The 22,962-nt window shown below is 52.7% G+C and carries 17 protein-coding genes; 14 read left to right on the top strand and 3 right to left on the bottom strand.

Annotation, left to right across the window (positions count from 1 at the left end; all coding sequences use genetic code 11):
• Positions 1 to 2: 2 nt before the first annotated feature.
• The gene (locus B036_RS0101710; protein ID WP_020566953.1) at positions 3 to 1,397 is read right to left on the bottom strand and encodes a sulfatase family protein; all 1,395 of its coding nucleotides are present in this window, start codon (positions 1,395 to 1,397) and stop codon (positions 3 to 5) included.
• Positions 1,398 to 1,754: 357 nt separating this feature from the next.
• Here B036_RS0101710 and B036_RS0101705 point away from each other — a divergent pair, with 357 nt between their 5' ends.
• The 11 genes from B036_RS0101705 (at position 1,755) to B036_RS0101650 (ending at position 14,062) form a co-directional block, all read left to right on the top strand.
• Complete coding sequence (locus tag B036_RS0101705; protein WP_020566952.1) at positions 1,755 to 3,194, top strand: DUF1800 domain-containing protein; 1,440 nt, start codon at positions 1,755 to 1,757, stop codon at positions 3,192 to 3,194.
• A gap of 12 nt (positions 3,195 to 3,206) precedes the next feature.
• Positions 3,207 to 4,844 carry a DUF1501 domain-containing protein gene (locus B036_RS27670; RefSeq protein WP_020566951.1) on the top strand — a complete coding sequence of 546 codons (1,638 nt, stop codon included), beginning with the start codon at positions 3,207 to 3,209 and terminating at the stop codon, positions 4,842 to 4,844.
• Between the two features lie 135 nt (positions 4,845 to 4,979).
• On the top strand, positions 4,980 to 5,657 hold the full coding sequence (locus tag B036_RS0101695) for a DNA-3-methyladenine glycosylase family protein (RefSeq protein WP_211217359.1): 678 nt from the start codon (positions 4,980 to 4,982) through the stop codon (positions 5,655 to 5,657).
• Between the two features lie 578 nt (positions 5,658 to 6,235).
• Entirely contained in the window at positions 6,236 to 6,916 is a 681-nt protein-coding gene (locus tag B036_RS0101685) for a TlpA family protein disulfide reductase (RefSeq protein ID WP_020566948.1), read from the top strand.
• A 15-nt stretch (positions 6,917 to 6,931) separates the two neighbouring features.
• Positions 6,932 to 7,471, top strand: a complete 540-nt coding sequence (locus B036_RS0101680) for a hypothetical protein (RefSeq protein ID WP_020566947.1) — start codon at positions 6,932 to 6,934, stop codon at positions 7,469 to 7,471.
• Positions 7,472 to 7,674: 203 nt separating this feature from the next.
• Complete coding sequence (locus tag B036_RS31505; protein WP_020566946.1) at positions 7,675 to 8,541, top strand: phosphatase PAP2 family protein; 867 nt, start codon at positions 7,675 to 7,677, stop codon at positions 8,539 to 8,541.
• 289 nt (positions 8,542 to 8,830) lie between these two features.
• On the top strand, positions 8,831 to 9,859 hold the full coding sequence (locus B036_RS0101670) for a hypothetical protein (RefSeq protein ID WP_020566945.1): 1,029 nt from the start codon (positions 8,831 to 8,833) through the stop codon (positions 9,857 to 9,859).
• A gap of 125 nt (positions 9,860 to 9,984) precedes the next feature.
• A complete protein-coding gene (gene cysS / locus B036_RS0101665; RefSeq protein ID WP_020566944.1) occupies positions 9,985 to 11,478 on the top strand; it encodes a cysteine--tRNA ligase in 1,494 nt (497 codons plus the stop codon).
• 56 nt (positions 11,479 to 11,534) lie between these two features.
• Entirely contained in the window at positions 11,535 to 11,984 is a 450-nt protein-coding gene (locus tag B036_RS0101660) for a hypothetical protein (RefSeq protein ID WP_020566943.1), read from the top strand.
• 285 nt (positions 11,985 to 12,269) lie between these two features.
• The gene (locus tag B036_RS0101655) at positions 12,270 to 12,536 is read left to right on the top strand and encodes a hypothetical protein (RefSeq protein WP_020566942.1); all 267 of its coding nucleotides are present in this window, start codon (positions 12,270 to 12,272) and stop codon (positions 12,534 to 12,536) included.
• A 92-nt stretch (positions 12,537 to 12,628) separates the two neighbouring features.
• Entirely contained in the window at positions 12,629 to 14,062 is a 1,434-nt protein-coding gene (locus B036_RS0101650) for an NADP-dependent isocitrate dehydrogenase (RefSeq protein WP_020566941.1), read from the top strand.
• A gap of 110 nt (positions 14,063 to 14,172) precedes the next feature.
• Here the strand turns inward: B036_RS0101650 and rsgA are convergent, their stop codons facing one another.
• Both rsgA and B036_RS0101640 read right to left on the bottom strand, forming a co-directional pair.
• Complete coding sequence (gene rsgA, locus B036_RS0101645) at positions 14,173 to 15,147, bottom strand: ribosome small subunit-dependent GTPase A (protein ID WP_020566940.1); 975 nt, start codon at positions 15,145 to 15,147, stop codon at positions 14,173 to 14,175.
• A 446-nt stretch (positions 15,148 to 15,593) separates the two neighbouring features.
• Positions 15,594 to 19,025, bottom strand: a complete 3,432-nt coding sequence (locus B036_RS0101640; RefSeq protein WP_020566939.1) for a DUF7133 domain-containing protein — start codon at positions 19,023 to 19,025, stop codon at positions 15,594 to 15,596.
• Between the two features lie 471 nt (positions 19,026 to 19,496).
• Between B036_RS0101640 and B036_RS0101635 the strand changes: the two genes are divergently transcribed.
• The 3 genes from B036_RS0101635 to B036_RS0101620 all read left to right on the top strand — a co-directional run bounded on the left by B036_RS0101635 (position 19,497) and on the right by B036_RS0101620 (position 22,682).
• The gene (locus tag B036_RS0101635) at positions 19,497 to 19,997 is read left to right on the top strand and encodes a hypothetical protein (RefSeq protein ID WP_020566938.1); all 501 of its coding nucleotides are present in this window, start codon (positions 19,497 to 19,499) and stop codon (positions 19,995 to 19,997) included.
• Positions 19,998 to 21,088: 1,091 nt separating this feature from the next.
• Positions 21,089 to 22,075: a YHYH protein gene (locus B036_RS0101625; protein ID WP_026231579.1), complete on the top strand. Its 987-nt coding sequence runs from the start codon at positions 21,089 to 21,091 to the stop codon at positions 22,073 to 22,075.
• A complete protein-coding gene (locus B036_RS0101620; protein WP_157471995.1) occupies positions 22,068 to 22,682 on the top strand; it encodes a hypothetical protein in 615 nt (204 codons plus the stop codon). Before B036_RS0101625 ends, B036_RS0101620 begins: the two co-directional genes overlap by 8 nt.
• Positions 22,683 to 22,962 lie beyond the last annotated feature (280 nt).

Here is a 22,962-nt window from a genome sequence, read left to right as displayed (position 1 = left end):
TATCACCGCCGATCCATCTCCGCCTCCACCCGCACCACCGTGCGCGAGTGATTGTCCACCATTTCCTGTATTTCGGCCAGGACTTCGGGATGTTCTACCGCTTTATCGTAGACCTCACTTGGGTCGTGATGGAGGTGATAGAGTAAGGGCGTGGCGTGGACTTCCCGCATATTATCGGGCCGGTAACAGGTTGCGGTGATGAAGTGGGCTTTGTAGTCGCCCCGGCGGGCGGCGAAGAGTTCGTCTTTGCGGTAGAAGAGCATGTGATCGCGTGGGCTGGGCGCCCGCTCGCGGAGGACGGCCGAGAGGTCGAAACCGTCCAGTATCCGGTCAGTAGGAGCCTGGGCGCCCGTCCATGCGGCAAGGGTAGGCAACAGATCAAGGGTGGACCCCATATCGGTAATGGTTCCTGGAGCGACGGAACCCGGTTGGTAGAAGATGCCGGGCACGCGCATGCCGCCTTCCCAGGTCGTTCCCTTGCCGTCTTTCAGCAGTCCGGCGGAGCCGCCGTGCTCCCGCATGCTGAGCCAGGGGCCGTTGTCGGAACTGAAAATTATGAGGGTGTTTTCCGCCAATCCGAGCTCTTCCAGGGCTTTTGTTATTTCACCGACGGACCAATCGACCTCCGCCATTGCATCGCCGAAACGCCCCCGTGGGCTTTTGCCCTGGAAGGCCTCCGAGGCGAAGAGCGGCGTATGCACCATTGAGTGGGGCAGGTAGAGAAAGAAGGGGCTGTCCCGTTGCCCGGTGATGAATTCGACAGCCTTTTCCGTGTAGCGTTTGGTGATGGTAAACTGGTTGGCTGGCCGTTGGATCTCCGTTTCGTTCTCCAGCAGAGGGACTTTCCAAAGGCTAGTGTCCATTGGGCCAAGGAGGTAGTCCAGCCCCCACTTTATGCCGTCCATATCATTGCTGTAAGGAATGCCAAAGTAGTAATCGAAGCCCTGGCGGGTAGGCAGGTACTCCGGTAAATGCCCCAGGTGCCACTTCCCAATGCAGGCCGTTGCGTAGCCCTCTGATTGCAGCATTTCGGCGATGGTGATTTCTTCAGTTGGCAGCCCGCCTTTGGAGTCGGGGAAAAACACGCGTTTCTGCGGCCCGGCCAGTCCGATTCGGATCGGGTACCGCCCGGTCAGCAGCGCGCCACGGCTGGGGGAACAGACGGAACTGGCGGTGTAAAAGCTGGTCCACCGCTGCCCTTCCCGCGCCAGTCGGTCGACGTTCGGAGTTTGGATATTCGGGTGGCCGTAGCTGCTCAGGTCACCGAAGCCCATGTCGTCCATATAGATGATGACGACGTTCGGCGGTCCGGTCCGGGGCGCGGTCGGAGTGTTTTCCTGGGCGGGGCCGCAGGTGCAAAGTAGGAGGGGGAGGAGCAGGGGGAAGAGGCGGAGCATGGTGTTTTGGTCTGTTGGCTTGTTGGTCTATTGGTGCTTTGGTCTTGTGGTAATTTAGTCACCTTCAGGGACTTGAAGAGAAGAAATGTTACGGGTTTCAACCTGAATTCGGAGGTGTAGCCCGGGAGCTTGGTTATTCCCACCGCTCCTTCAAGCCTTCCTTGCACCCGCGCGCCCGCCCTGAAAAAATTAACCTGCCGTTAAAATCTCCCTAAACCGTTACCAGGCCTTGCGTGATGCCCCTTGCCCGACTAACTTCGTAGCACTACCTAAGTCCCACAACGAGTTGTAACAAAGAGAAGACGCCTCTTGCATCAAGCGTCTTCCGGATAAAACCGACAGCTAAAAACCAACGTCATGATGAACTGTGCTACGGCCGGATTAGTCCCTTACGTCCCCACGGCGGACCAACCATGGAATCGTCAACGGGCAGTGCACCTGCACCGCCGGGCCGGATTTGGCACCTCCATAACCACCGTTATGGCTGATCTGAACCGAAACCCGCTCGACGTGGTGGCTGACCTGATCTCCGCAGCAGAGGCGCTCCCACTTAGTCCTGAGCCGGCCTTCGCCAACAAAACCAGGGCTGAATACGGTTTGGCCTTATTAGAAAGTACGCTGGAGATCGGTGGTTGGAGCCGGCAGTGGATCATCGACCTGCAGCAAAATGGGCTGAGGGGCCGGATGGCATTTTTCTGGCACAACCACTTCGTCACTCGTTTTGACGTCTATGAGTCATCCGGATACACCTACCAATACCATAAGCTGCTGCAACAACATGCTTTGGGGAACTTCAGAGATTTTGTCCGGGCCATAGGGCTGACCCCCGCAATGCTGATTTTTCTGAATGGCGCGCAAAATGAAGCCGGGAGTCCAAACGAGAACTACGGCCGGGAATTGTACGAACTATTTACGCTGGGGGTGGATAACGGATATACGCAGCAGGACATCGAAGAAACAGCCCGTGCGCTTACCGGTTATACCAATATTACGGAAGCCTGGGGCCCAATCCTTTTTGACCCGGCTAAACACGATGACGGAGAGAAAACAATTTTTGGCCGTACGGGTAACTGGGGGTACGACGATGTAATCGACCTGTTGTTTGAAGAAAGGGCGGAGCGGGTCGCTGCGTATATCGCCGTTGAATTATACCGGAGGTTCGTTAACCCCGCAGTGGATGAGGTCATGGTGTCGCTGCTGGCAAGTACCCTCCGGGAAAATGATTGGGAACTTGCACCAACGCTCCGTATTCTCTTCAGTAGCAGTCATTTTTTTGACGAAAAGAATTTCGGCACCATAATTGAGGGACACATTGAGCATCAACTGATCCTCTTGAACGAAATCGGTACGACCCTTAACGGGCTTTCCGTTTTCACCGATTCGGCGGGGGCCACTGAACAGGGCCAGGTCCTTTTCAGCCCGGTAGACGTAGCCGGCTGGCCCGGCAACCGGGCCTGGATCAACACCACCAGCATCCGCTATCGATGGGATTACCAGGCCAGCCGGATTGGCGCAGCGTCGCTGTTCAATTTCGCCTATTTCCAGGAACTGGTCCGCAGCGCTACGGACGAGACGCTGGACGTGGAAATCATATGTCGGGACCTGGTCCATTACTTCCTGCCCCAGGGCTTACAGTTTGCGGAGGATTACGCCGCAGCGTTGGTCAGTTTTAAAGGAGAGATTCCGGAAAACTACTTCCAAAACGGTAACTGGACGGTCAACTACTGGGCCACGCCTTTCCAACTCGGAGGCTTGCTGAACTACCTCGGCCTACTGCCCGAATTTCAATTACGCTAAAAGCCTGAAGACATGAAAATCAACGCTAATCTTCGTCGTGGTACGAGCCTGGAGGACGATTCCGCGCATATTGCGGACCATCAGCAATATGGTCGCCGTAGCTTCCTTCGCACCCTGGGCCTGGGTAGTGCGGCCACTCTTGCCGCAGCCGGGCTTCCGGCCACTGGCCTGTATGGCTTCCCGCTGGCGGCGGCGCTGAACGAAAACTTCAGCGACCGCAAGCTCGTGCTGATCCGGCTGAAAGGGGGTAACGATGGGCTCAACACCATCGTACCGCTTTATGCTTTGGACCGGTACCGCAGCCTCCGACCTACCGTGGCCCATGCCGAAAGCAACCTGGTCGGGCTTAATAGTGATTTCGGGATTCCTGCCGCCATGCAACCCCTCAAAGGCCTGTGGGATGATGGGCGGATGCGCGTGGTCAACAGCGTAGGGTATGAAGACCACAACCTGAGCCATTTCACTGGTGCAGACATCATGGCAAGCGGTAACGCCAATCCGGACGAAAACGGGGACGGCTGGTTGGCGCGCTACTACGTGAATCAAAACCCCGATTACCGAACCGACCTGACCGGTGACCCACCGGCCATTAAAATTGGGGGTCCGACGAGTGTGCTGTTCAACGACAGCGATAAAATCGACATCTCCGCCAATTTTGCTAATGCTGACCGGCTGGAAGACCTCGCCCAGACCGGAGTATTGTACGACAACCTCAACGCGCCGGACGATTGCTACCACGGCGAGCAGGTCCTTTTTTTGCGGACCATCGCCAACGCCGCAACCTTGTACAGTACGGCCATTGCGGAAGCCTATCAAAACTCCATCACCGAGGCGGAGTACACCTCCAGCCTGGGCGAACAACTTCGCCTGGTGGCCAGACTGATCAAAGGCGGCCTGAAGACCCAGTTCTACCTCGTTACCCTGGACGGCTTTGACACCCACGTCGGTCAAAACGGATCCGCCAACCATCCGGGCCTCCTGAACAACCTGAGTACGGCTGTGGCCGCTTTCTATGAAGACCTAGCCGCAGGCGATAAGGAAGAGGAAGTGCTGGCCATGACCTATTCCGAGTTTGGCCGCAGGGTGCAGGAAAACGGAGTAAGCGGAACGGACCACGGCACGGCGCTTCCGGTGATGCTGTTCGGCCCTGCCCTCGGCGGCAGCGGAACCCATGGCCGCAACCCGGACCTGGATGACCTTGACGCAACGGGTAACCTTCGTTTCGGAACGGACTTCCGCTCCCTGTACGCCACCCTGCTGGAAAATTGGCTGTGCATTGACGCCGGCACCGTAAACGAGATTTTAGGAGGTGATTATGCGCGAGTGGGGGAACTGGGTTTAGCGTGTTCCCCGACCAGTTCGACCCTGTTTCCGGCGGTAGCTACGGGCCTGCAGCACCGGGTGATTACCCGCTCCGCCCTTGCCTATGAACTGGAACTTACCCTACCCCGGGCTACTCGCCTGGAAGTGGAGATCGTGGCATTCAGCGGTCAACGATTGCAGCGTCTTGGCGGTCGGTTATACCCTGCCGGTACGCATCGGCTGGCCTTCACCTTACCCCAGTTGCGCGGCCATGTGGCTGCGGTGGGGTACAGCATTCGGGCGAATGGGCAGCGGTACGGGGGCAAGTTTATTGCGGGGATGAGGTAGCCGGTTAGTGCCGAAATCCTTCCAGATTGTCCTACGGGTAGCTTTGGGCGCGGGCGCGGGTGCAGAGTGATGGATGAACAGCGCAGGGAAGGGGCTGAAAATTGCTCCTGCAATCGCCTCTTTTACGCCTGTTCTTTGACTACGCTCAGCATAAACGCCACCTACGATGGCCGCCCAGGCCCTTATCTTTCGCCCATGATCGACCCCGCCATCCGCCTCCACCTAAGCAAGGAACCCAACATCGCCCCCATCGTCGCTGCCCATACCATCCCGCCCCGGCCGGATCACGGTGGTGACGTCTATTACGGCCTGCTCCGCTCCATCGCCTATCAGCAACTTAGCGGAAAGGCGGCCGGCACCATCTTCGGCCGCTTTCTACAACTGTTCCCCGACGAGTACCCACACCCGGAGCGGTTGCTGGAAATGGACGACGACACCATCCGCGCCGCCGGCATGAGCCGGGGAAAAACCGCCTACATCAAAAACGTAGCCCAGTATTGGCTGGACCATAAACTGATCAACGCCGACTGGGAACAATGGACCGACGAGGAAATTATCGGCATGCTGACCACCATCAAGGGCGTAGGGCAATGGACGGTAGAAATGGTGCTGATGTTCGTCCTCCAACGACCGGACCTGCTGCCGCTCGATGACCTGATTGTAAAACGTAACATCATCCGTCTCTTCAATATCGACGAAACCCTGAAGGGCAAGAAAATGAATGCGGAAATCTTGCGGGTGACGGAGCCTTGGCGGCCGTATCGGAGTTATGCGTCGAGGTTTATGTGGGCGATTTATAATACGGAGGTGTAGGCGTGGTCTTTTGGTCAGTTGGTCCTTTGGGCGCAAGGGTAGGCCACTAAATTTTGGCGCAGCCTATCTAGTCAACACTATGCAAAAAGAGATGACTCCTTATTATAGGATTATGGTTGAGCAAATGGACGTCTATGACCTATGGACGTGCATCGTAGTGCTTGTAATAGCCATCGTATTTCGCATATTTCGTGTGCATGCTTGCCTTACGATTTCTCTTATTCTCTTATTTGTTGGCTTCGTTCTCCCTCTTGTTTCTTCGGGGCGAGAGGTCGGTCGCAACTTGGCAATCAACGGTCCGGCGATGGACAACTTTGAGTTACTATACGTTTATTTAGTATTTCCAATTTACTGGATATTGATGATACTCTCCTTGCTGGTTGTCTTTTTTTTGCGCGGCCGCGGGTACAAGGGAAATTCTTTTGAGAGCGAGGGTTAGCCAGCATAGGTTTATTCCGGTGACGTAGAAACCATCACTTCCAAAACGCTCCCTAAAGTGTTAAATTTCAACGAAAATTAAAGTTAGTTTCTAGCTTAATCGTTGAGTAAAAGTTTCTACACCTACTATATATCCAACCATGAAACACCTATTACTCCTCCTCCCTTTCATGTGGATTTTGTCCTCCTCGTTATCCGCTCAATTAACCACAAAGGCTGGCGACGAAGCTCCGAAGATTACTATCTCAGAATCCCTTCTTAATGGCATTAGTAAGTCAAAACTAAAGGACAAATTTTTAGTTTTTACTCTTTGCAAAAGCTGGGACCAGCCCTGTTTCAATAATTTGCCTTACCTCGACTCTTTACGTTCCGTTCTCTCCAACGATCAGGTAGTTTTTCTAATCTTGTTCCGGGGCAACCCGGAACCTGCACGAAAGGATGTTGAGGGCGATAATTTCAACATCTCGCTAGCTACCGACTTGTATGGAGCAACCCAGATACGCTACGGAGATGGAGAGACGGGGCTCGTCGGCTGGCCGTTGACCTTTCTGATTGATGATCAAAATGTAGTCCACTGGCAAGGAGGAGGTGGTGACCTAACTACGGAAGCGTTGGAAAGGTTTGTCAATGGTCAACATCCGGTGATCGACTTGAGTAGCAAATATGTGCCTCTTGAACCAGACGCCTATTTGTTTGAGCCAATGAGCCCAAAAGAACTATTCGATTACGCGGAAAGCGACTCCGTTAGTTCTTTTGTATTGGCGTGGGAAATCGATTATTCTTTTGGCGAGCTTCCTAGAGATTTTGCTAGCAGTACATGATCTAATAATCTGAGTATGGGCTTCCATGCCCCGAAGACCTTGGAAACTATTTTTCGTGATTTCTTCCCCAAGAAACGCTTAGTCATCCCCGATGAATTAATGGGCAAAGAGTACGTCGTTGCATTCATTCAAAACGAGATAGACAGAGGGACTGCCGACCGGGTAGCAAACGGCATCCTCGAAGAAATAGGACTAAAGTCTACCATAAGTAAAGTACCGGTTACTTACCATACACTTGAAATTGGAGACCAACTTAAATTAGATGCGCCACGAAAGGTGTCGATCAGAAACATACTTTCTGAAGACATGAAAGACCTCGGTGGCTATAGCGATAAAGACCTTCACAACTTCGAGGTAAGGAAGTATAATCTGGCCGGCTTAGCTCAGTTGTTAAATAAGTATTCTCCGGACCGCTGGAGTTATAAAGGCAATAGCCGTAAGAAATACAATTTCATCCTTGACCTGTCCTCCACCAAGGCGCTGCTGAAGAGCCTGGCCCGGCATGGCATAGAGGCCGAAGGCAAAGGCGGGGACGGTGGAGGAGATTGTCCTTGAGCGTGGCTGGTAGCGAGCCAGAAGGCGCGGCCGCAGGTGCGAAGAATCGTTTTTAAGAAGCAATGTTTGCCGGGGAGAGTCCCAAATCGATTGCTTCAACCGGCCATTTCCTGTGGATACACTTCCAATCGGTATAAGTAGGTTCTATTATCAAACATCTGCACCCACGGAGGGATTGTAGTAGGAACAATCTTATCATTTATATGACACGTTCAGATTTATTTCTCTTCATAACCCTCGTTCTCAGCTTTGGCATAAACGGGCTGCATGCGCAGCACAGCGGGCAGTACAACTACGACCCTGCCGTTGACAAGGTGTACGCCGTTAAGCCCTGGTTGGAGGGCGGTATGAGCCTTGCCGGAATTGCCGCGACTACTTATATGTTCCAACGGATCAATGATAAGGACGATTTTAGTATTATGGGGCTGGACCGCAGCGACGTCCCCGGCTTTGATCGGTGGGCTTTGCCAGACAACTCCTCAAAAAGCGACCAGGCAAAAAAGGACAGCGACCTGCTTTTTTACCCTTCAATGGCGTTGCCATTTACGCTCTTTTTCAACAATGATATCCGCAAGGACTGGGTCGACGTTACGATCATGTACCTGGAAGCGCAGGCCATCAACGGACTGATCTTTACTACTTCGCCGCTCGGGCCGAACTTCAATGATCGCAAGCGCCCCCAGGCGTACCTGGCCGATCTGGACGACGATACCCGGGGCGACGGTGGTAACCTCAACAGTTTCTTCAGTGGGCACGTCAGTACCACGGCGACGGGCACATTCTTTTTCGCCAAAGTGCTTTCTGACTACAACCCGCAATGGAATGGTAAGCAACGAGCACTGGCTTTCGGCCTGGCCAGCCTGCCGCCGATATACGTGGGAGTCCAGCGGGTACGGGGTCTGAGGCACTTTCCTTCAGATGTGGCCCTTGGTTTTGGTCTTGGTGCTTTTATTGGCGTTATGACCCCGGAAATTCACAAACGCTGGCAGCGCAACCACCGGTCTTCACTAACCATCAGCGGTGGTTATGGTGACGGTGCCGGAGGGGTGGGGGTTAGTCTGGTGTTCTAAAGAAATCCCATTGTTTTGTAAGCACCACCAGATGCCATCGTTTTATCTTACTGCTACTTGTGTGGCTTTTTTACCAGCCGTTTTGCCCTAATAGCCAGTGATAGGGGTCCATCTTAGCGACCGGAGCTGACTATCTCCTCAACAAAAAAAGACTAAAGGATAAATTTCTGGCACCGCCCCAATGCAAAAGCTGGTGCCAGCAGTGTTTAATGACTTGCCTCACCTTGATTTCTTACGTGCGGGTGCGTGCCGGGTGTTATCTTTTTCTTGGTATAACTTTGACTACCCTATGAAAATAGTATTACTCTTTCTGAGCTGTTTTTTCGGTTCGTTAACTGCCCGGGCTCAGGATACTACCTACGTTCCGGCAGAACCTCCTATAAGCGTAGCCCGCATGGCTATTTTTTATTATGACATTAACTGGACGGATGAGCAGTGGGCCGAGCTGGCTGGCCGCCAGGTAGAACTGATTTACCTGATCGATGAAGTGGGAGAACCGTTCCTGCAGGCGTCACGTGGCCTTCCGGATGATGCCGTGCGAGACAGCATGACAATTGCCACTAGTCGGCTGCCCTATTTCACGCCAGCTCGCAGGGGGGAGTTCTTTGAGGAAAGTGTGTACTCTGTCCAATTCTCTTTCCCCTCGTACCGGCCAGCGGCAGGCAATGACCTATTGCTTATGTCCAGGTTTCTCCTGCCGGTAAGCCGCGAGGTGCTGGCCGAAGAATACGTGAAGGATTATAACGCCGTTTTTATCGACTTTAACCTCAACTACCTCAGTCACCTGGGCACCCCGGGAAGCTACTTGAAGGGAGGTGGTGGCTTCGATATGTACATAGGAGGGATGTGGAAACCCCGGTGGGGTGCAGGACTGGCGATGGGAACTGAGTTCAACGGAAAAAAACGCTCTTTTCCCGATGATCCGATTCCGGGAAGAGAAGGTGCGGCGTCCGGTGTCTGGATCGGTGGCCTCCTTAACCATAACCTGAAAATGACTGACCGGGGCTTATTCTCTATCCGGGGGGAGTTAGCCTACGGTGTGCTGAACGCTGCTAACCGATTGGATCCCGACGAGGACGAGGGGTGGGTGCAATACCGGGGTGTTCACACCGGCATTCACGTCAACTATGCGCTGCGCTTCAGCCGCTTCACGCCCAACCCCGGCTTAGTGAATGGTCACGTAACTGCGCGCTATTCCGCCATTAATTTTACCGGTGGCCTCCGATACCGGCACTACGGTGATAAGGAAGGAACCGGTGCCCACTGGTTTCTGGGAATTGGCTACCGACTGGGGCGGGATGATTTTCGGAAGCGTTGATCGGAGTGCTCGCCCCTGGCTCCTTTACCTTTACCTGCACCCGCGGCCCCGCCCCGAAACTTTAACTTAACTCGCGACCTATTAAGTAAAGCCGTAAATTCGTGCCCTCATATACCCACCCCAAGATGTCCACCCCCCTTTCGTTCTACAACAGCCTTACCCGACAGAAGGAAGTCTTTACCCCCATTCACGAGGGCTACGTCGGCCTCTACGTTTGTGGCCCGACGGTCTACAGCGACGTTCACCTGGGGAATGTGCGGACATTTACCAGCTTCGACATCATCTACCGCTACCTGATGCATAAGGGCTACAAGGTGAGGTACGTGCGTAACATCACCGACGTTGGCCACCTGACCGACGAGGGGGAGGATAAGATGAGCAAGGGCGCGCGCATCGCTAAGCTGGAGCCCATGGAAGTAGCCCAAAAATACACGGTTGGGTTCCACGATATGATGCGGGAATTCAATAACCTGCCGCCCAACATCGAGCCACGGGCTACCGGGCACATCATCGAGCAAATTGAAATGGTGCAGCAAATACTGGCCAACGGACTGGCCTACGAAGCCAACGGTTCGGTCTATTTCGATGTGGCTGCTTACAATGAAAAACACGGTAATGCATATGGCACGCTCTCCGGCCGGAAGATCGACGAGTTGATGGCCGAAAGCCGGGAACTGAAGGCGCAGAGTGATAAGAAAAGCCCCTCCGATTTCGCGATCTGGATGAAGGCAACGGAGGATCACATCCTGCGCTGGAACAGCCCCTGGGGCGAGGGTTTTCCGGGCTGGCACCTGGAATGCTCAGCGATGAGCACGAAATACCTCGGCGAAGAATTTGATATTCATGGTGGCGGAAACGACCTTAAGTTCCCGCACCATGAAAACGAGATAGCCCAAAACGCGGGCAGCTGCGGTTGCGGCGGCGCACGGGCGTGGTTGCACACGAATATGCTGCTGATGAACGGCAAGAAGATGTCAAAATCTGACGGCAACACCATCACCCCGCAGCAACTCTTTACCGGTGACAGCCCCCACGTGACGGACAGCTTCAGCCCGATGAACCTCCGGTTTTTCATGCTGCAAACCCACTACCGCAGCCAGATGGACTTGACGGATGATGCGCTGCAGGCCGGTAAGAAAGGCTTCACCCGTCTGATGGAGGCCTGGTCTAACCTGCAGGGTTTGGAAGGCCTGGGCGGTGCGCAAAATGGCACCGTTGGCAAGGAGTTGACCGAGGGTTTGGCTGCCGCTTACGCCGAGATGGACGACGATTTTAATACCCCGAAGGCCCTGGCCAGGGTGTTCGAACTGGTGTCCCGCATCAATGCCCTGAAGGGAGGGCAGTTGAGCCTGAAGGAAGTGAGTAAGGAGATCCTGGAAGAATTCAAAAAGGGTCTTGGCACCCTCTTGTTCGACGTTTTCGGATTACGGGACGAGGGCGAGGCCGCAGGTGCAAGCGGAGAGACACTAAGCAAGGTAATGGACCTCGTTTTAGACCTGCGGGCACAAGCCCGCGCGGAGAAAAACTGGGGCATGTCTGATAAGCTCCGGGACGCCCTCAACGATGCCGGCATCGTGGTGAAGGACGGTAAGGATGGGGCGGAGTGGACGACAAGCTAGGTAGTAGGACTATTGGACCGTTGGTCCATTAGGACGTCCCTTCCTATCTTATCCCCATGAAATATCGGTTGCTGTTTTTCATGACGGAGATAACTTTGTTGATCACGGTGGGGCTTTCCACGATAAGGTCCTTGGAATGGTATGTTGAACTCTATGCCGAATCAGGAGACCTTATATGCCTAAATACCAATATTGGCCCATCGGTCTTCCTCGTCCTTATCGCGATGAACCTTCTCCTTGTCGGACTTTTCTTCTGGCCGGAAAATGATGTCCTTTGGTGGTTAAACTTCGTAGGGTTAGTCACCTTGGCAGCTAACGTGATTAACGATTTTTCTCCTGAGCTTGTATTAGTGGCACTTAGTATTGTGTTTGGCCTTGCCTATCGCCGGTTATTAGGCCTGAAGCATATTTGGCACTGGCGTGGTATGTTAATGGTTGGACTTGGCGTATTGGCCGGTCTGGCAATTACAGTCTTCGTAATTGGGAGTATCGAGATGTGGTTGTAACCAGCGCTGAAGTGTCGTAAATGAAAACTGCACCTGATCTGGATAGCTGGTTTTGGGCCGGTCTTGGGAATTTTTAGTGTCGGGTATCGCAAATAGTATTCATATGCGCTTGATTACTGGCCGTGTTGATGTTGTCGGTAGTACGTTGATTATCAGCGGGCTTAATGAACTTTTACAGCGTCCGTAGAATGCTGTCCATAAAAATAATTTATGGGTCTTATAAAAAGTATAAATGTTGATTTATAAATGTGCGCTCTAGATTTGCCCTTGTAAAACAGCAAGATCATGTCTTCCATCATCAGCAAAAGGCTCAGTAGGGCCATCAACGAATCGACCACTTCCTCTCCTGCTTTTGTGCTTCCGGCCGAGCTACGGGAACAAATTGCAGCCCTGGCACAGAAAGCGGTTCTACCGGCGGTCGTTACGGGTCTTATGAGCCTTCTTGCTTTCTCCGCCTTTAATGATAAACTGTTCTTTAATGAACTACTGGTAAGCTCGTTTATCATACTCATGCTGGTGTTTTTTAAGACGATCACACTCCCGAAAAAATAATTTTCTATCCGGCTTTTTAACCTCTAAAAGGAGTCGGTATTTCTATCCAAAATGCTTTCGTTTTGCGCGAGCAATCCTAACCAAGTTTAACCATGCAAAGAATCACAATAGCCAAAGGAGACGGAATCGGTCCCGAAATCATGGATGCGACCCTGCGGATCCTGAAGGCCGCTAACGCCCGCATCGAATGGGATGAGATCAATATTGGAGAAAAGCTCTACCTGACTGGAAATACCAGTGGCATTGATAAGCAGGCCTGGGAAAAGATTATCGGGAATAAGGTATTTCTGAAGGCCCCGATCACTACTCCTCAGGGTGGTGGCTACAAGAGCCTTAACGTCACCATGCGGAAAACGCTGGGCTTGTACGCCAACATCCGCCCCTGCAAGAGTTTTCATCCCTTCGTTGCTACAAAGCATCCGGAGATGGACGTAGTTATCATCCGGGAAAACGAAGAGGATCTCTATGCGGGCATCGAGCACCGGCAAACCGAAGAAGTGGTGCAGTGCCTCAAACTGATCTCCCGCCCCGGCTGTGAAAAGATCATCCGTTATGCCTTTGAGTACGCCAAACTCTATAAGCGCAAGAAGGTGAGCTGTTTTGTGAAAGACAACATCATGAAACTTACGGACGGCCTGTTCCATAAGATCTTCAAAGAAATCGCCGCTGAATATCCTGATATCGAGACCGATAACTGGATCATTGACATAGGTGCCGCTCGTTTGGCCGATACGCCGGAGATCTTCGACGTCATCGTAACCTCTAACCTGTACGGTGACGTGATTTCTGATATCGCTGCACAGATTACGGGCTCGGTTGGCCTGGCTGGTTCAGCGAATATTGGCCAGAAGTGTGCCATGTTCGAAGCCATCCATGGTTCAGCTCCTCCCATTGCCGGCCAAAATGTTGCCAACCCTTCCGGCCTGTTGCGCGCAGCCGTAATGATGCTGAGCCACATCGGCCAGCAGGACATAGCAGAAGTGGTAAAGAATGCCTGGGCATGTGCCATTGAGGAAGGCATCCATACGGCAGATATTTACAAAGAAGGTATCAGCAATCAATTAGTCGGTACGAAAGAATTTGCTCAGGCCGTGATTGATCGGATCGGTAAGCAACCCTCCATTATTCCCGTAGCGGACTACGAGAAAGATGTACAACTGTTGATTCCTACCTACACCCGAAAGAAAGCAGCGAAAAAAGTCCTCAAAGGAGTAGACATGTTTGTCGACTGGAAAGGGCTGGAAATCAATGAGCTGGCGGAGTCATTACAAAAGCTCAACAACGGTATTGAGTTGACCATGATCACTAACCGGGGCGTCAAAGTCTGGCCGAATGGTTTCGACGAAACCTTCTGTACCGATCACTGGCGCTGCCGCTACGAGGTTGCTGATGATAAAGCAGTCCCGAAAAGCTACATCCCCGAGTTACTCACCAGAGCGATTGGGGCAAAAATAGATGTCATCAAAACTGAGAATTTATATGAGTTTGATGGGGAGAAAGGTTTTTCTCTCGGTCAGGGGCAATAACCCTTCTTAGAGAAATACCCCCATTTTTCCTTTATGGTTTACACGGATCAGGCGAAAATGCATCATACTGGTGTATTCGTCTGGTCCTTTTTTGTTGTAGAGGGTTTGTCCTAGACCTTCTTACGTTCCCAGTAATTCTGTTCTTCCGTCTCAGCCAGCAAGGTGAGGTAAGAATTGTAGCGGATGTCTGTAACCCGGTCGTCTTCGGCTTCAACGGAGGCAATGACGGCACAGCCTGGTTCTGATTTGTGCAAGCAAGATCCGCCGAATTTGCATTCCGGACTAAGGGCGAATATTTCCCGGTAATAGTAGGCGATCTCAATGGGCTTGAGGTAGTTGAACGATAGGTTCTTGATGCCTGGTGGATCGATGATTTCGCCGCCGAAAGGCAGGTAAAACAACTCCGCAAAAGTGGTCGTGTGGGTGCCTTTACCTGTATGGTCGGATATCTCGCCCGTACGCAAGTCTAATTCGGGAGCAATGGCATTGACCAGGGTTGATTTTCCAACGCCGGATTGTCCACTCAATAAACTGCGCTTGTCCTTAAGTAACTCCTTAAACTGATCGAGGTTGGTGCCTTCTTCGGCAGAGACCAGTAAAACATCATAACCGATGTCCTCGTAAATGGAGGCAATAGCGGCATAAGTCTCCATGTCGTCTTCATCCAGTAAGTCAGATTTGTTGAAGACTATGGTGGTCGGAATACCGAATGGCTCCGTCATCAGCAAAAAGCGGTCAATAAAGCCGAGTTTGACGTCCGGGTAGACCAGGGTGACAATCAGGACGGCCTGGTCGATATTGCTGGCCAGCAGATGTAGCTCATGCTTTTTTCGCGGGCTTTGGCGGACAACGTAATTGTCCCGGTCATCAATTTCGCGGATGGCCCCCGTCTCTTCGTCTCCCGTCCCTTCAATGACCACAGACACCCGGTCACCCACGGCAATCGGGTTGGTCAGTTGCTTATCGTCCAGGCGGAAGCGGCCGGCTACGCGACAGCGTAGCTCGGTGATCCCTTCCGGGCTCTCTTCATCAAGCCGAACATTATACCAGCTGCCAGTGGATTTGGTGACGGTGCCTTTTTGCATGACCCAAAGGTAAAGTGCGCTAGGGCACTAATGCGGGAAAACTCTAATTAACGTGATTTATTCCGTACGGACGGGGCTTGCTCCTACGGACTGCACACATCTTTACACATTCGATGTAGGATGGTTAGGATTTCAAATCAGGAGGCTTTCGAGGAAGCGCTCGTCGGCCGAGCGGTCTATCCGTAAGCTCTCAAATTCTAACCAACCTACCTCCGATGTGTAAAACTGCGGGTCTGTAAACTTGTGTGCAGTCTGTAGGGCTTGCTCCCGTCCGTATCGGCACGCTGAAAACCCTTTATTCGTTCGCTAAGCGAACGGCGGCTGCCACCTAATCTGTAGGGGCAGGGGCAAGCCCTGCCCCTACAGATTACCTCTTGATTTACGAAACTGATGAAACGATCCACTACTGGTATTCAAGCCTGGAGGCACTCCACCCAATCTCCGATTTACTTTGATTCTTCCCCCTTTTGGCTAACGAGGAAAGCCACCAAATCCCGAATCTCCCGCCTACTCAAGTTGCCCTCCGCGGAAGGCATACTGGAAGGCACGGTTTCTTCTTCGGCAATGTCTGCGCGGGCAATGGTGCGAATCTCTGTTTTACCTACTTTCAACTTAAGATGCTCTGGGGTACGCTCCATCACGATTCCAGAAAATACGGATTCGTCTTTGAGGGTGACGATCACCGTTTCATGCCCGAGCGCCAGCGCGGCACTAGGCCGGATAATGGAGGTAAGGATTTCCCTTGGGGAGAGGCGATCCCCAACACCGGACAGGTTGGGCCCCACGTTTCCGCCATATTCGAAAATAGCGTGACAGCGGGTACATTGCCCGGCAGAGTTCCAGTAAAAGACGCCGCGGCCAGGGCCTTTTTTACCGCCCGCGAGCGCGGTGCTGAATAAGCCCAGATCATCCGTTTTCAGCAGCTCCTCTTCATAGGTCTCCAGTGCGGAAGTGAGGGCCTCATTTTCCCGGGCTTCGATGGCTTCGATCAGGTCCAGGCGAATGGGCGCGGGTAACTTGCCCGTCGTTAATTGGTCCAGTAGTGTGGTTAACAGTGCATCTGCGTCGGGAGATTCCAGTGCACTCAGGCCGGTCAGGGCAGCCTGGGCTTCCGGGGTGGATCCGGTCTTAATGATGTCGGCGTAGAGCTTGGTCGCTTCTGCCGGATCGACAGAAGATTCCGGAAGCAGGGAGAGCGCACGGGATCGTACGGAGTTGTCCCGGTCATTCAGGGCTTTACGGAGGTAAGTCTCCAGGCCGGGGGCACCAAGCTTATCGAGCGAGGTAAGGGCCGCAGCACGGATGTTCGGATCCCGATCGCCTCCCAGGAGGCTGGCCAGTTGGTCCGTTGCAGCCTCCATCCTAAGAGAGGCTACGGCTTTTATGGCGGTGGCGCGCATATCTCCGGTACCGCTCGCGATGAGACCTGGGATGACCGCCCCCAGCTTTTCCCTGACGTAGTCGTCGCTCTTATTGCGCTGGCCGCGGTAGCGGCCGTCAACACGGTCAAACATGGACGGTTTGGCCCAATGGGCCAGGGTGGCCAGGGCTTCGGCACGCATATTCTCTGGGTTTTCGGGATTGTTGAGGTAGGTGATCAGGTTGTCGACGGTACGGTCGTTGCCTACATTGAGGTTCGCGTTGATGATGCGACGGATGAGCGGCTCCTTAGTCCATGGCCTGGTATTCAAAATTTGAGCCAGGGGAGACATGGCTCCGGCAATCTGGTAGTCATCTGTTATGGCCCGGGCGGCCTCAGCGACTACGTATTCATCTTCATCAAAAAGGAAGGATTTGATCGCTGGAGATTCCATTCGGCGCAGGGCGACTACGGCGACGAGGCGAACGGTCTGGGATGGGTCCGCAGCCAATTGAGCCATCGCATCGGCATCGCCGATGCGGCCCAGGGCGATCATCCCGCCGTGGCGCAGCCACGTGTCTTTGCCATCGTCCTCGCGCAGCATGTTCACGATGGGGCGGACAGCAACCTTTACCTCTTTACGGCCAAGCGCCTCCATGGCGAAGAAACGTACCCGGATAGACGGGTGGTCCAGCAAGCCGATCAGCGTGGCGTCCCCACCTGCATGGCGCACATCGCCGATCAGCTTCGCAGCTTGGGCGATGACCTCTTCGTCGGCATCCAGCAAGAAGGGCTCCAGTTCGCTGCTTTTGGCAATGCCCTGACGGATCAGCTGAGAAATCCCCCACAGGGCGTGGATGCGGGCCAGTTGATTTGCCTCCTGATTGTTGGCTACCTCAATCAGCGACTTAAGGCCAGCGGCTTTCTTATCTACAAAGTGAAACTGTGCCTTCTGACGAAGACGTTGATCCTGATGGCCCAAAATATCCATGACTTCCCCTATAGGCATTTTGCTGAAATCTGCGGTCAGTAGTTCCTTTACCTTGCTTCTGAGTTCCATGTCTGCACCTGCGGCCGCGCCCAAATCGAGCTTCCAGATCCGACCCTCGTCTTTGGTATTCCAACCATTGATCCAGTCGCCAAAATAGAGTGCGCCATCGGGCCCGAAATCAAGACCGGTAGGCAATAAGCCTTTGACGATTTCCTCGCTTTTGTTGAGGGCAAAACCCGCACCGTCGGGCTTGAGTGTGAAGGCATGAATGGGAGAATTGTTGGGCGAGCCACGGAATTCAGAAATGAAAAAGTGGTCATAATATTTAGGACTCAGCGCCGTACCGGGATTGTAAACCATGCCCGTAGGGCCGTTGACAAAATTTTGAATGGTAGGCAGGAAGTAGGCCGCCTGTTCGTCGTGACGGGGCAGGTACATCCCTTCGTCCATCCATACTTTGTAGTTGTTGTTGGTTGGGTCAGTGTACTTGCCGAACTGCCAGTTAATACGCCAGCCAGTGTCGGAGCCGTCCAGCAGATAGACCAGTCTTTCACTTTCTCCGGAGTGGTCGCCATCGTTGTCGACGGAGATAAGGTTGCCATATTTATCAAAGGTGAATTCGTGGGTATTTCTCACGCCCATGGCAAACACTTCGAAGTTGGAACCGTCTTTTTCTGAGCGTACAACCACGCCCCGGTTGGGGTATTTCCAGTGCTTGCCTTCTTTGTCGACAACGTTCATACCGATGTCGCCGATGCCCCACCAGATTCGGCCCTGAGGGCCTACCTTAACGCCCGACATACCATGACCGCTAAAGCCCACGTGGACGGCAAAGCCGTGGCTAATTGATTCGGTTTCATCGGCGATACCGTCCTTGTTTTGGTCTTTAGTACGCCATAAATCAGGACCAACGGCGATGTATACCTCACCATCGTGGTATTCGATGCCGTTGGCAACGTCGGTAATTTCTTCGCCGAAGTCAGCCAGGTACCGCTGCGACAGATCGGCGACACCGTCCATGTTCTGATCGGTAACGAACCATACATTCTCTTTTTCAACCGTCAGGTCCTTCCAATCCAGCACTCCGTCTTCGTTCAGGTCTTTGAGGTGAGCTTCAGATTGCTCGCTATCGGCAGAGAAGGTTTTGCGGAGGAATTCGCGGCGGTCTTCAACGGTTTCGAAAGACAGCGAAGCGGTCATCCAGTCGTGATGACCACGGATATCGAATTCCGAGGAGGTTTGCCGGGTGGCCTGGGTGTAAAAGATGCGGCCATCGGGGGCAACGCTGATGGCGATCGGGTCCTGAATCAGGGAATCGGCCGCCCAAAGATCGAGTTCGAACTCATCCGCCAGCTCTACGTTGGCTTCCTTGCGAATTTTGGCGGCATCCTTTACCGCGCCCTCCGCATTGATACTGATCATCACGGGGTCGTATTTGTTGATGATCTCTGGAGCGGGGGTGCAGGCGTAGATTAGCGTAGCAACGGTAAGGATTGGTAGAATGAATCGGATGATAAACCTGGACATGATCTTTAGTTTTGAACGACCTAAATATAAGGCATTGCGCTATTTGAAAATTTCCGGGTTGGTGGGGCATGCACGCAAGGCTGAAATATTGGTTGCGTTAGTCGTTTGAATCGTGATGGCGTTACCGGAAAAGTAAAACGCAGGAGGTACGAATACGTCCGCGAAGAGTTGATCGGCAGGGCTGAAGCAGGTTCCTTTTCGTGGCTGCAGGTTTGGCTTTGCTGACGTAATTGGTACTAATGTTGGACTGTTTCAAAGCGGCGAAGGGGGGGCAGTCAACTTGTAAGCCTTGATCCGACCCTTTGCTCCGAATCTTTTATAATGTGTCAACTACTTTTCTGTTAAAAACGGCTAGGAGGTGCCTGACGGTTAAATGGTATCCCCATAATGATGCCTACTATTTAGTTACAGCGGGCGTTATTATTTTAAAGAGTCAGTAATATCACTTATATACACTTGCATATTTAAAATATGAAATTCAACAAGACGAATACAGAGAGGCTAACGAATCTGTTTCTACAAGAACAATTTCCAGTATTAAAACAAGAAATTTCTAAAGTTATAGAAATCTCTGTACTTCATGATACTGCTCAGGATCATCATTACGTCAGGTTTATATGCTACACCCTATTAGGATTAACTGCATTCGAAGAAAAGCTTTATGGTGATTCTTGTGAATATTTAACTAAATCTGCAATTGCCAAAAAATCTCCAGTTATAGCGTCTTTTGGCCCCAATATGCTTTTAGCACATCAACTTTCTCATAAAGGCTATACTAAAGAAGTAGCGGAATTTTTAGTTCATTTTGAGGACATATCTGCTAGCTCGCACTTTGCTACGTTCACTCCTTCCGCTTGGATTTCTTCGTTAAAAAGTGGCAAAAAACCCGACTTTGCGCAACATGTTTTTATGCACTTGGCTCCTAATAAGGGTTTAATTGAAAGTTTAAAGCATTATCTCAAGAGCACTTAATCCCCAACCGCTACATCGGTTTGGTGCAGCAGTAAGAGGTTAATTTTCCTGTTCTATGGCATAGAACCGGAAGCAACGGGCGGGATTTTACCGAAGATCTTGCCCGTTTTAAGGTCCTTTTGAGCTGTTCGGGTTCGTTTTCTTCCGACTTGTCTATTATCTCGGAAGGCTGAACACTATCAGCTAAACAGGTTCAAACTCCACCCCATTTTCGCCCTGATAGTCAATGATCCTATTTGGTAGAGTGCCGACAATCTGTTACTGTTGAAACAGTACATATGTAAAGGTTATCTCGCTATGGTAAATTTCAATTTTGACATCTTTGACGCGGAAGGCAACCGTAAATAACTTGCGCTGGAAGAACGAACGCTTTACTTGGGTTCGATTGACAAGGCTATTCCCTCCCCCCGCCAAAACGAAGCAAACGCCAAACAAGCCAAAGCACTCTGCCGGCAACGAGGGTGCTGACTTTGGCCCCACCGCGCTGCGCCCGCAGCGCATACTTCGGCGCAATAACACAGGCGATCGTGCGCGTATTCGCTTTGCTCTTCCAGTAGGGCTATGGCAATTTCCAGGGCCAGGATCGCATCAGGCAGTACCGCGTGACAGGGCTGAGCGTCGGTCGTGATTTCGTAACAGTGGCGGCAGATGCCGAGGCAGGCACGACATTGCTGGAGACTGATTTTTCCGGGAGCGGGAGCGGCTGCGGTCATTCGTTATTTTTAGCTAAAGGACTTTTATTGGCGGTCGGGAGTTGGTTGGGGCAGTCAAAATTTTTCAAGGAAGCGCTTAAGATTACTTCTCCGTGAATGGGTGCTTACCCCGGCCCTTGAAAACGTCCTGCGGCACCTGCGTCCCCGCCCTCTTGCTCCGTTATTCCGATTCAACAAAAAATCTTCTCTCCGGCGAAGGATTTCCAAAACACCCCGGTCCAAGAAGTAAATTATGACCTGTTCCCCCAGCGGGAATCTCCACTTTTCTTGCACCATTCCCGCTACTTGTGGGGGCTGTGCCAATGCTATCGCTGGCTTGCCGGGCTTACGCTCGCAAGCAGACTCGTAGCCCTTTATTTCCATCCTGAATTAGAACCAATGAAACATCTATCATACACCTTCGGGCTAATGCTGCTCGTTGCTTTCGCCATCACGTCCTGCGACGACGAAGACACCATCATCGAAATACCCGGAGACGAAGATTACCTGATTACCGAAAGCCTGTTTAACACCGGCTCCCTCGTATCTTTCGACCTGGTCATGTCTACGCTGGCGGACGGCACGTCGGCGGAATGTTTCCGGCTGACCTTCTCCAGCAACCCAGTCGCCAGCGGCCCCTTTTGCCCGGAAACGATCAATGAGATCGCCGGTATGGGCTTTTACGACGGGGCCACGAACCCAGGTCTGCGCGTGTTTGCCGAAGCGCTGCTGAACGACATCGAATCAGACGGCTACAATATGGTCAATGACGACGGTACGGTCAACGTCGATAATTTTGACGGCACGGCCAGCCGTGACGTGTCCAACTGTCTCCAGGCCGCACCCGATGATGGCCTGTTGCTGACCTTCACCATCCCCGCCAAGCCCGTGCTCTCCGGCACCACCGACCAGATCGGGGAAGTGGAACTCATCGGCCTGTCTCTGGACGGCGTACCGGTCAACGGCGACCCACCCTCGGCCATTAGCGGCCCGGCGATGGGAGGACCTGGCGGCGGCGGAGACGAGATCAATTTCCCTTCCCTCGACCCATGCGGCGGGCACCACGACCCGGCCGGTTACTACCACTGGCACTTCGTCCCGCAGGTAACCAACCAGGTACTGGTGGCTAACGGCATTACGGAGATCAGCTGCACCAACGTCACCCAGACCGCCAGTGTAGAGTTGTTCGGTTTCGCTAAAGATGGATTTCCCATCTACGCTTACGCAGCCGAGCCGTCGGACCTCGACGAGTGTGGCGGCAGAACGGCCGCGACGGACGAATATCCCGACGGCGTGTACCATTACGTAGCGAGCACCACCACTGCGGCCAACGTGCCCGTATGCCTGAAGGGCGTAGCGGCCAACAATCCATTCAGTTTTGAATAAGCTATTGATTCAGACCATCCTGGCTGGCTTGCTGTTGGTGGTCGGCACCTCAGCGGTCGCTGCCCACAATCCGCTATCGGCGCGCTACCATTTCGAAGCGGGTTCGCTCGTCAGCTCACTGACGATCAACCTCAGTCAGGCTGGCGTCGACCAGGCGTTGCTGCAAACCCATACCCGGCCGGAGCTGGAGGCATTGTCCCGCGGGCAATTCGAGGAACTGATTGTTGCTTACATAAAGGATAATTTCAGCCTCTACATCAATGGTCAGCCGGTCACTCTGGGCCAGGGCGGCGTCAAACTTGGTGACCACCAGACGGACCTGAAGTTCGTACTGCCGGCCTTCGGGGAGCCGATAGGTAAACTCGACGTTGACATTCCTGCTTTCCGGGGAAACGACCATCATCAGACCATTTTTTCCTACTTGGTTGACGGTGAGGCCGGTCATGTGATTCTTCGGGAAGACAATGGTTTTCGTGCTGCGGTTGCTTTTCAGTCGTCGGTACTTAGCACCGACTACTCCATGCTGGTAGTGCTTATTGGTGCGGTTTTAATGCTCGGGTTTCTTCTTTATTGGAGCAATATGAGGGCGCGGCCGCAGGTGCAATGAAGGTTGAGGAGGAGCAGTGGTAGGAACATGAGTCATCCCGAATTTTGGCGATGACAAAAAATTAGGCCTTTTGTGTATTTTCGAGGAGTTCTCACACTTCAAGAAAAACTCAAAAGGCCTATGTTTTTAAAGTTACTGCAAGATAAAGCAACTACTCCAATAAAGCGAAAAGCAGGTCCATTTCTCCTTCGTCAAGTAGATCGTTACACCCGTCAGATAAGGGTAGATTTGGATGCTGCTATTGATAAGCGACTGGTGGGGACTTTTTTCAACCTATTCG

The sequence above is a fragment of the Neolewinella persica DSM 23188 genome, from assembly GCF_000373105.1.
GTDB classification, from domain to species: Bacteria; Bacteroidota; Bacteroidia; order Chitinophagales; family Saprospiraceae; genus Neolewinella; species Neolewinella persica.
Note: the sequence above shows the minus strand (reverse complement) of the source record. Positions and strands in the feature narration are given on the sequence as shown.

Coding starts and splice junctions, on each gene's coding strand:
- B036_RS0101710 (WP_020566953.1), bottom strand. CDS start 1,397: ATGCTCCGCCTCTTCCCCCTGCTCCTCCCCCTCCTACTTTGCACCTGC.
- B036_RS0101705 (WP_020566952.1), top strand. CDS start 1,755: ATGATGAACTGTGCTACGGCCGGATTAGTCCCTTACGTCCCCACGGCG.
- B036_RS27670 (WP_020566951.1), top strand. CDS start 3,207: ATGAAAATCAACGCTAATCTTCGTCGTGGTACGAGCCTGGAGGACGAT.
- B036_RS0101685 (WP_020566948.1), top strand. CDS start 6,236: ATGAAACACCTATTACTCCTCCTCCCTTTCATGTGGATTTTGTCCTCC.
- B036_RS0101680 (WP_020566947.1), top strand. CDS start 6,932: ATGGGCTTCCATGCCCCGAAGACCTTGGAAACTATTTTTCGTGATTTC.
- B036_RS31505 (WP_020566946.1), top strand. CDS start 7,675: ATGACACGTTCAGATTTATTTCTCTTCATAACCCTCGTTCTCAGCTTT.
- B036_RS0101670 (WP_020566945.1), top strand. CDS start 8,831: ATGAAAATAGTATTACTCTTTCTGAGCTGTTTTTTCGGTTCGTTAACT.
- cysS (WP_020566944.1), top strand. CDS start 9,985: ATGTCCACCCCCCTTTCGTTCTACAACAGCCTTACCCGACAGAAGGAA.
- B036_RS0101660 (WP_020566943.1), top strand. CDS start 11,535: ATGAAATATCGGTTGCTGTTTTTCATGACGGAGATAACTTTGTTGATC.
- B036_RS0101655 (WP_020566942.1), top strand. CDS start 12,270: ATGTCTTCCATCATCAGCAAAAGGCTCAGTAGGGCCATCAACGAATCG.
- B036_RS0101650 (WP_020566941.1), top strand. CDS start 12,629: ATGCAAAGAATCACAATAGCCAAAGGAGACGGAATCGGTCCCGAAATC.
- rsgA (WP_020566940.1), bottom strand. CDS start 15,147: ATGCAAAAAGGCACCGTCACCAAATCCACTGGCAGCTGGTATAATGTT.
- B036_RS0101640 (WP_020566939.1), bottom strand. CDS start 19,025: ATGTCCAGGTTTATCATCCGATTCATTCTACCAATCCTTACCGTTGCT.
- B036_RS0101635 (WP_020566938.1), top strand. CDS start 19,497: ATGAAATTCAACAAGACGAATACAGAGAGGCTAACGAATCTGTTTCTA.
- B036_RS0101625 (WP_026231579.1), top strand. CDS start 21,089: ATGAAACATCTATCATACACCTTCGGGCTAATGCTGCTCGTTGCTTTC.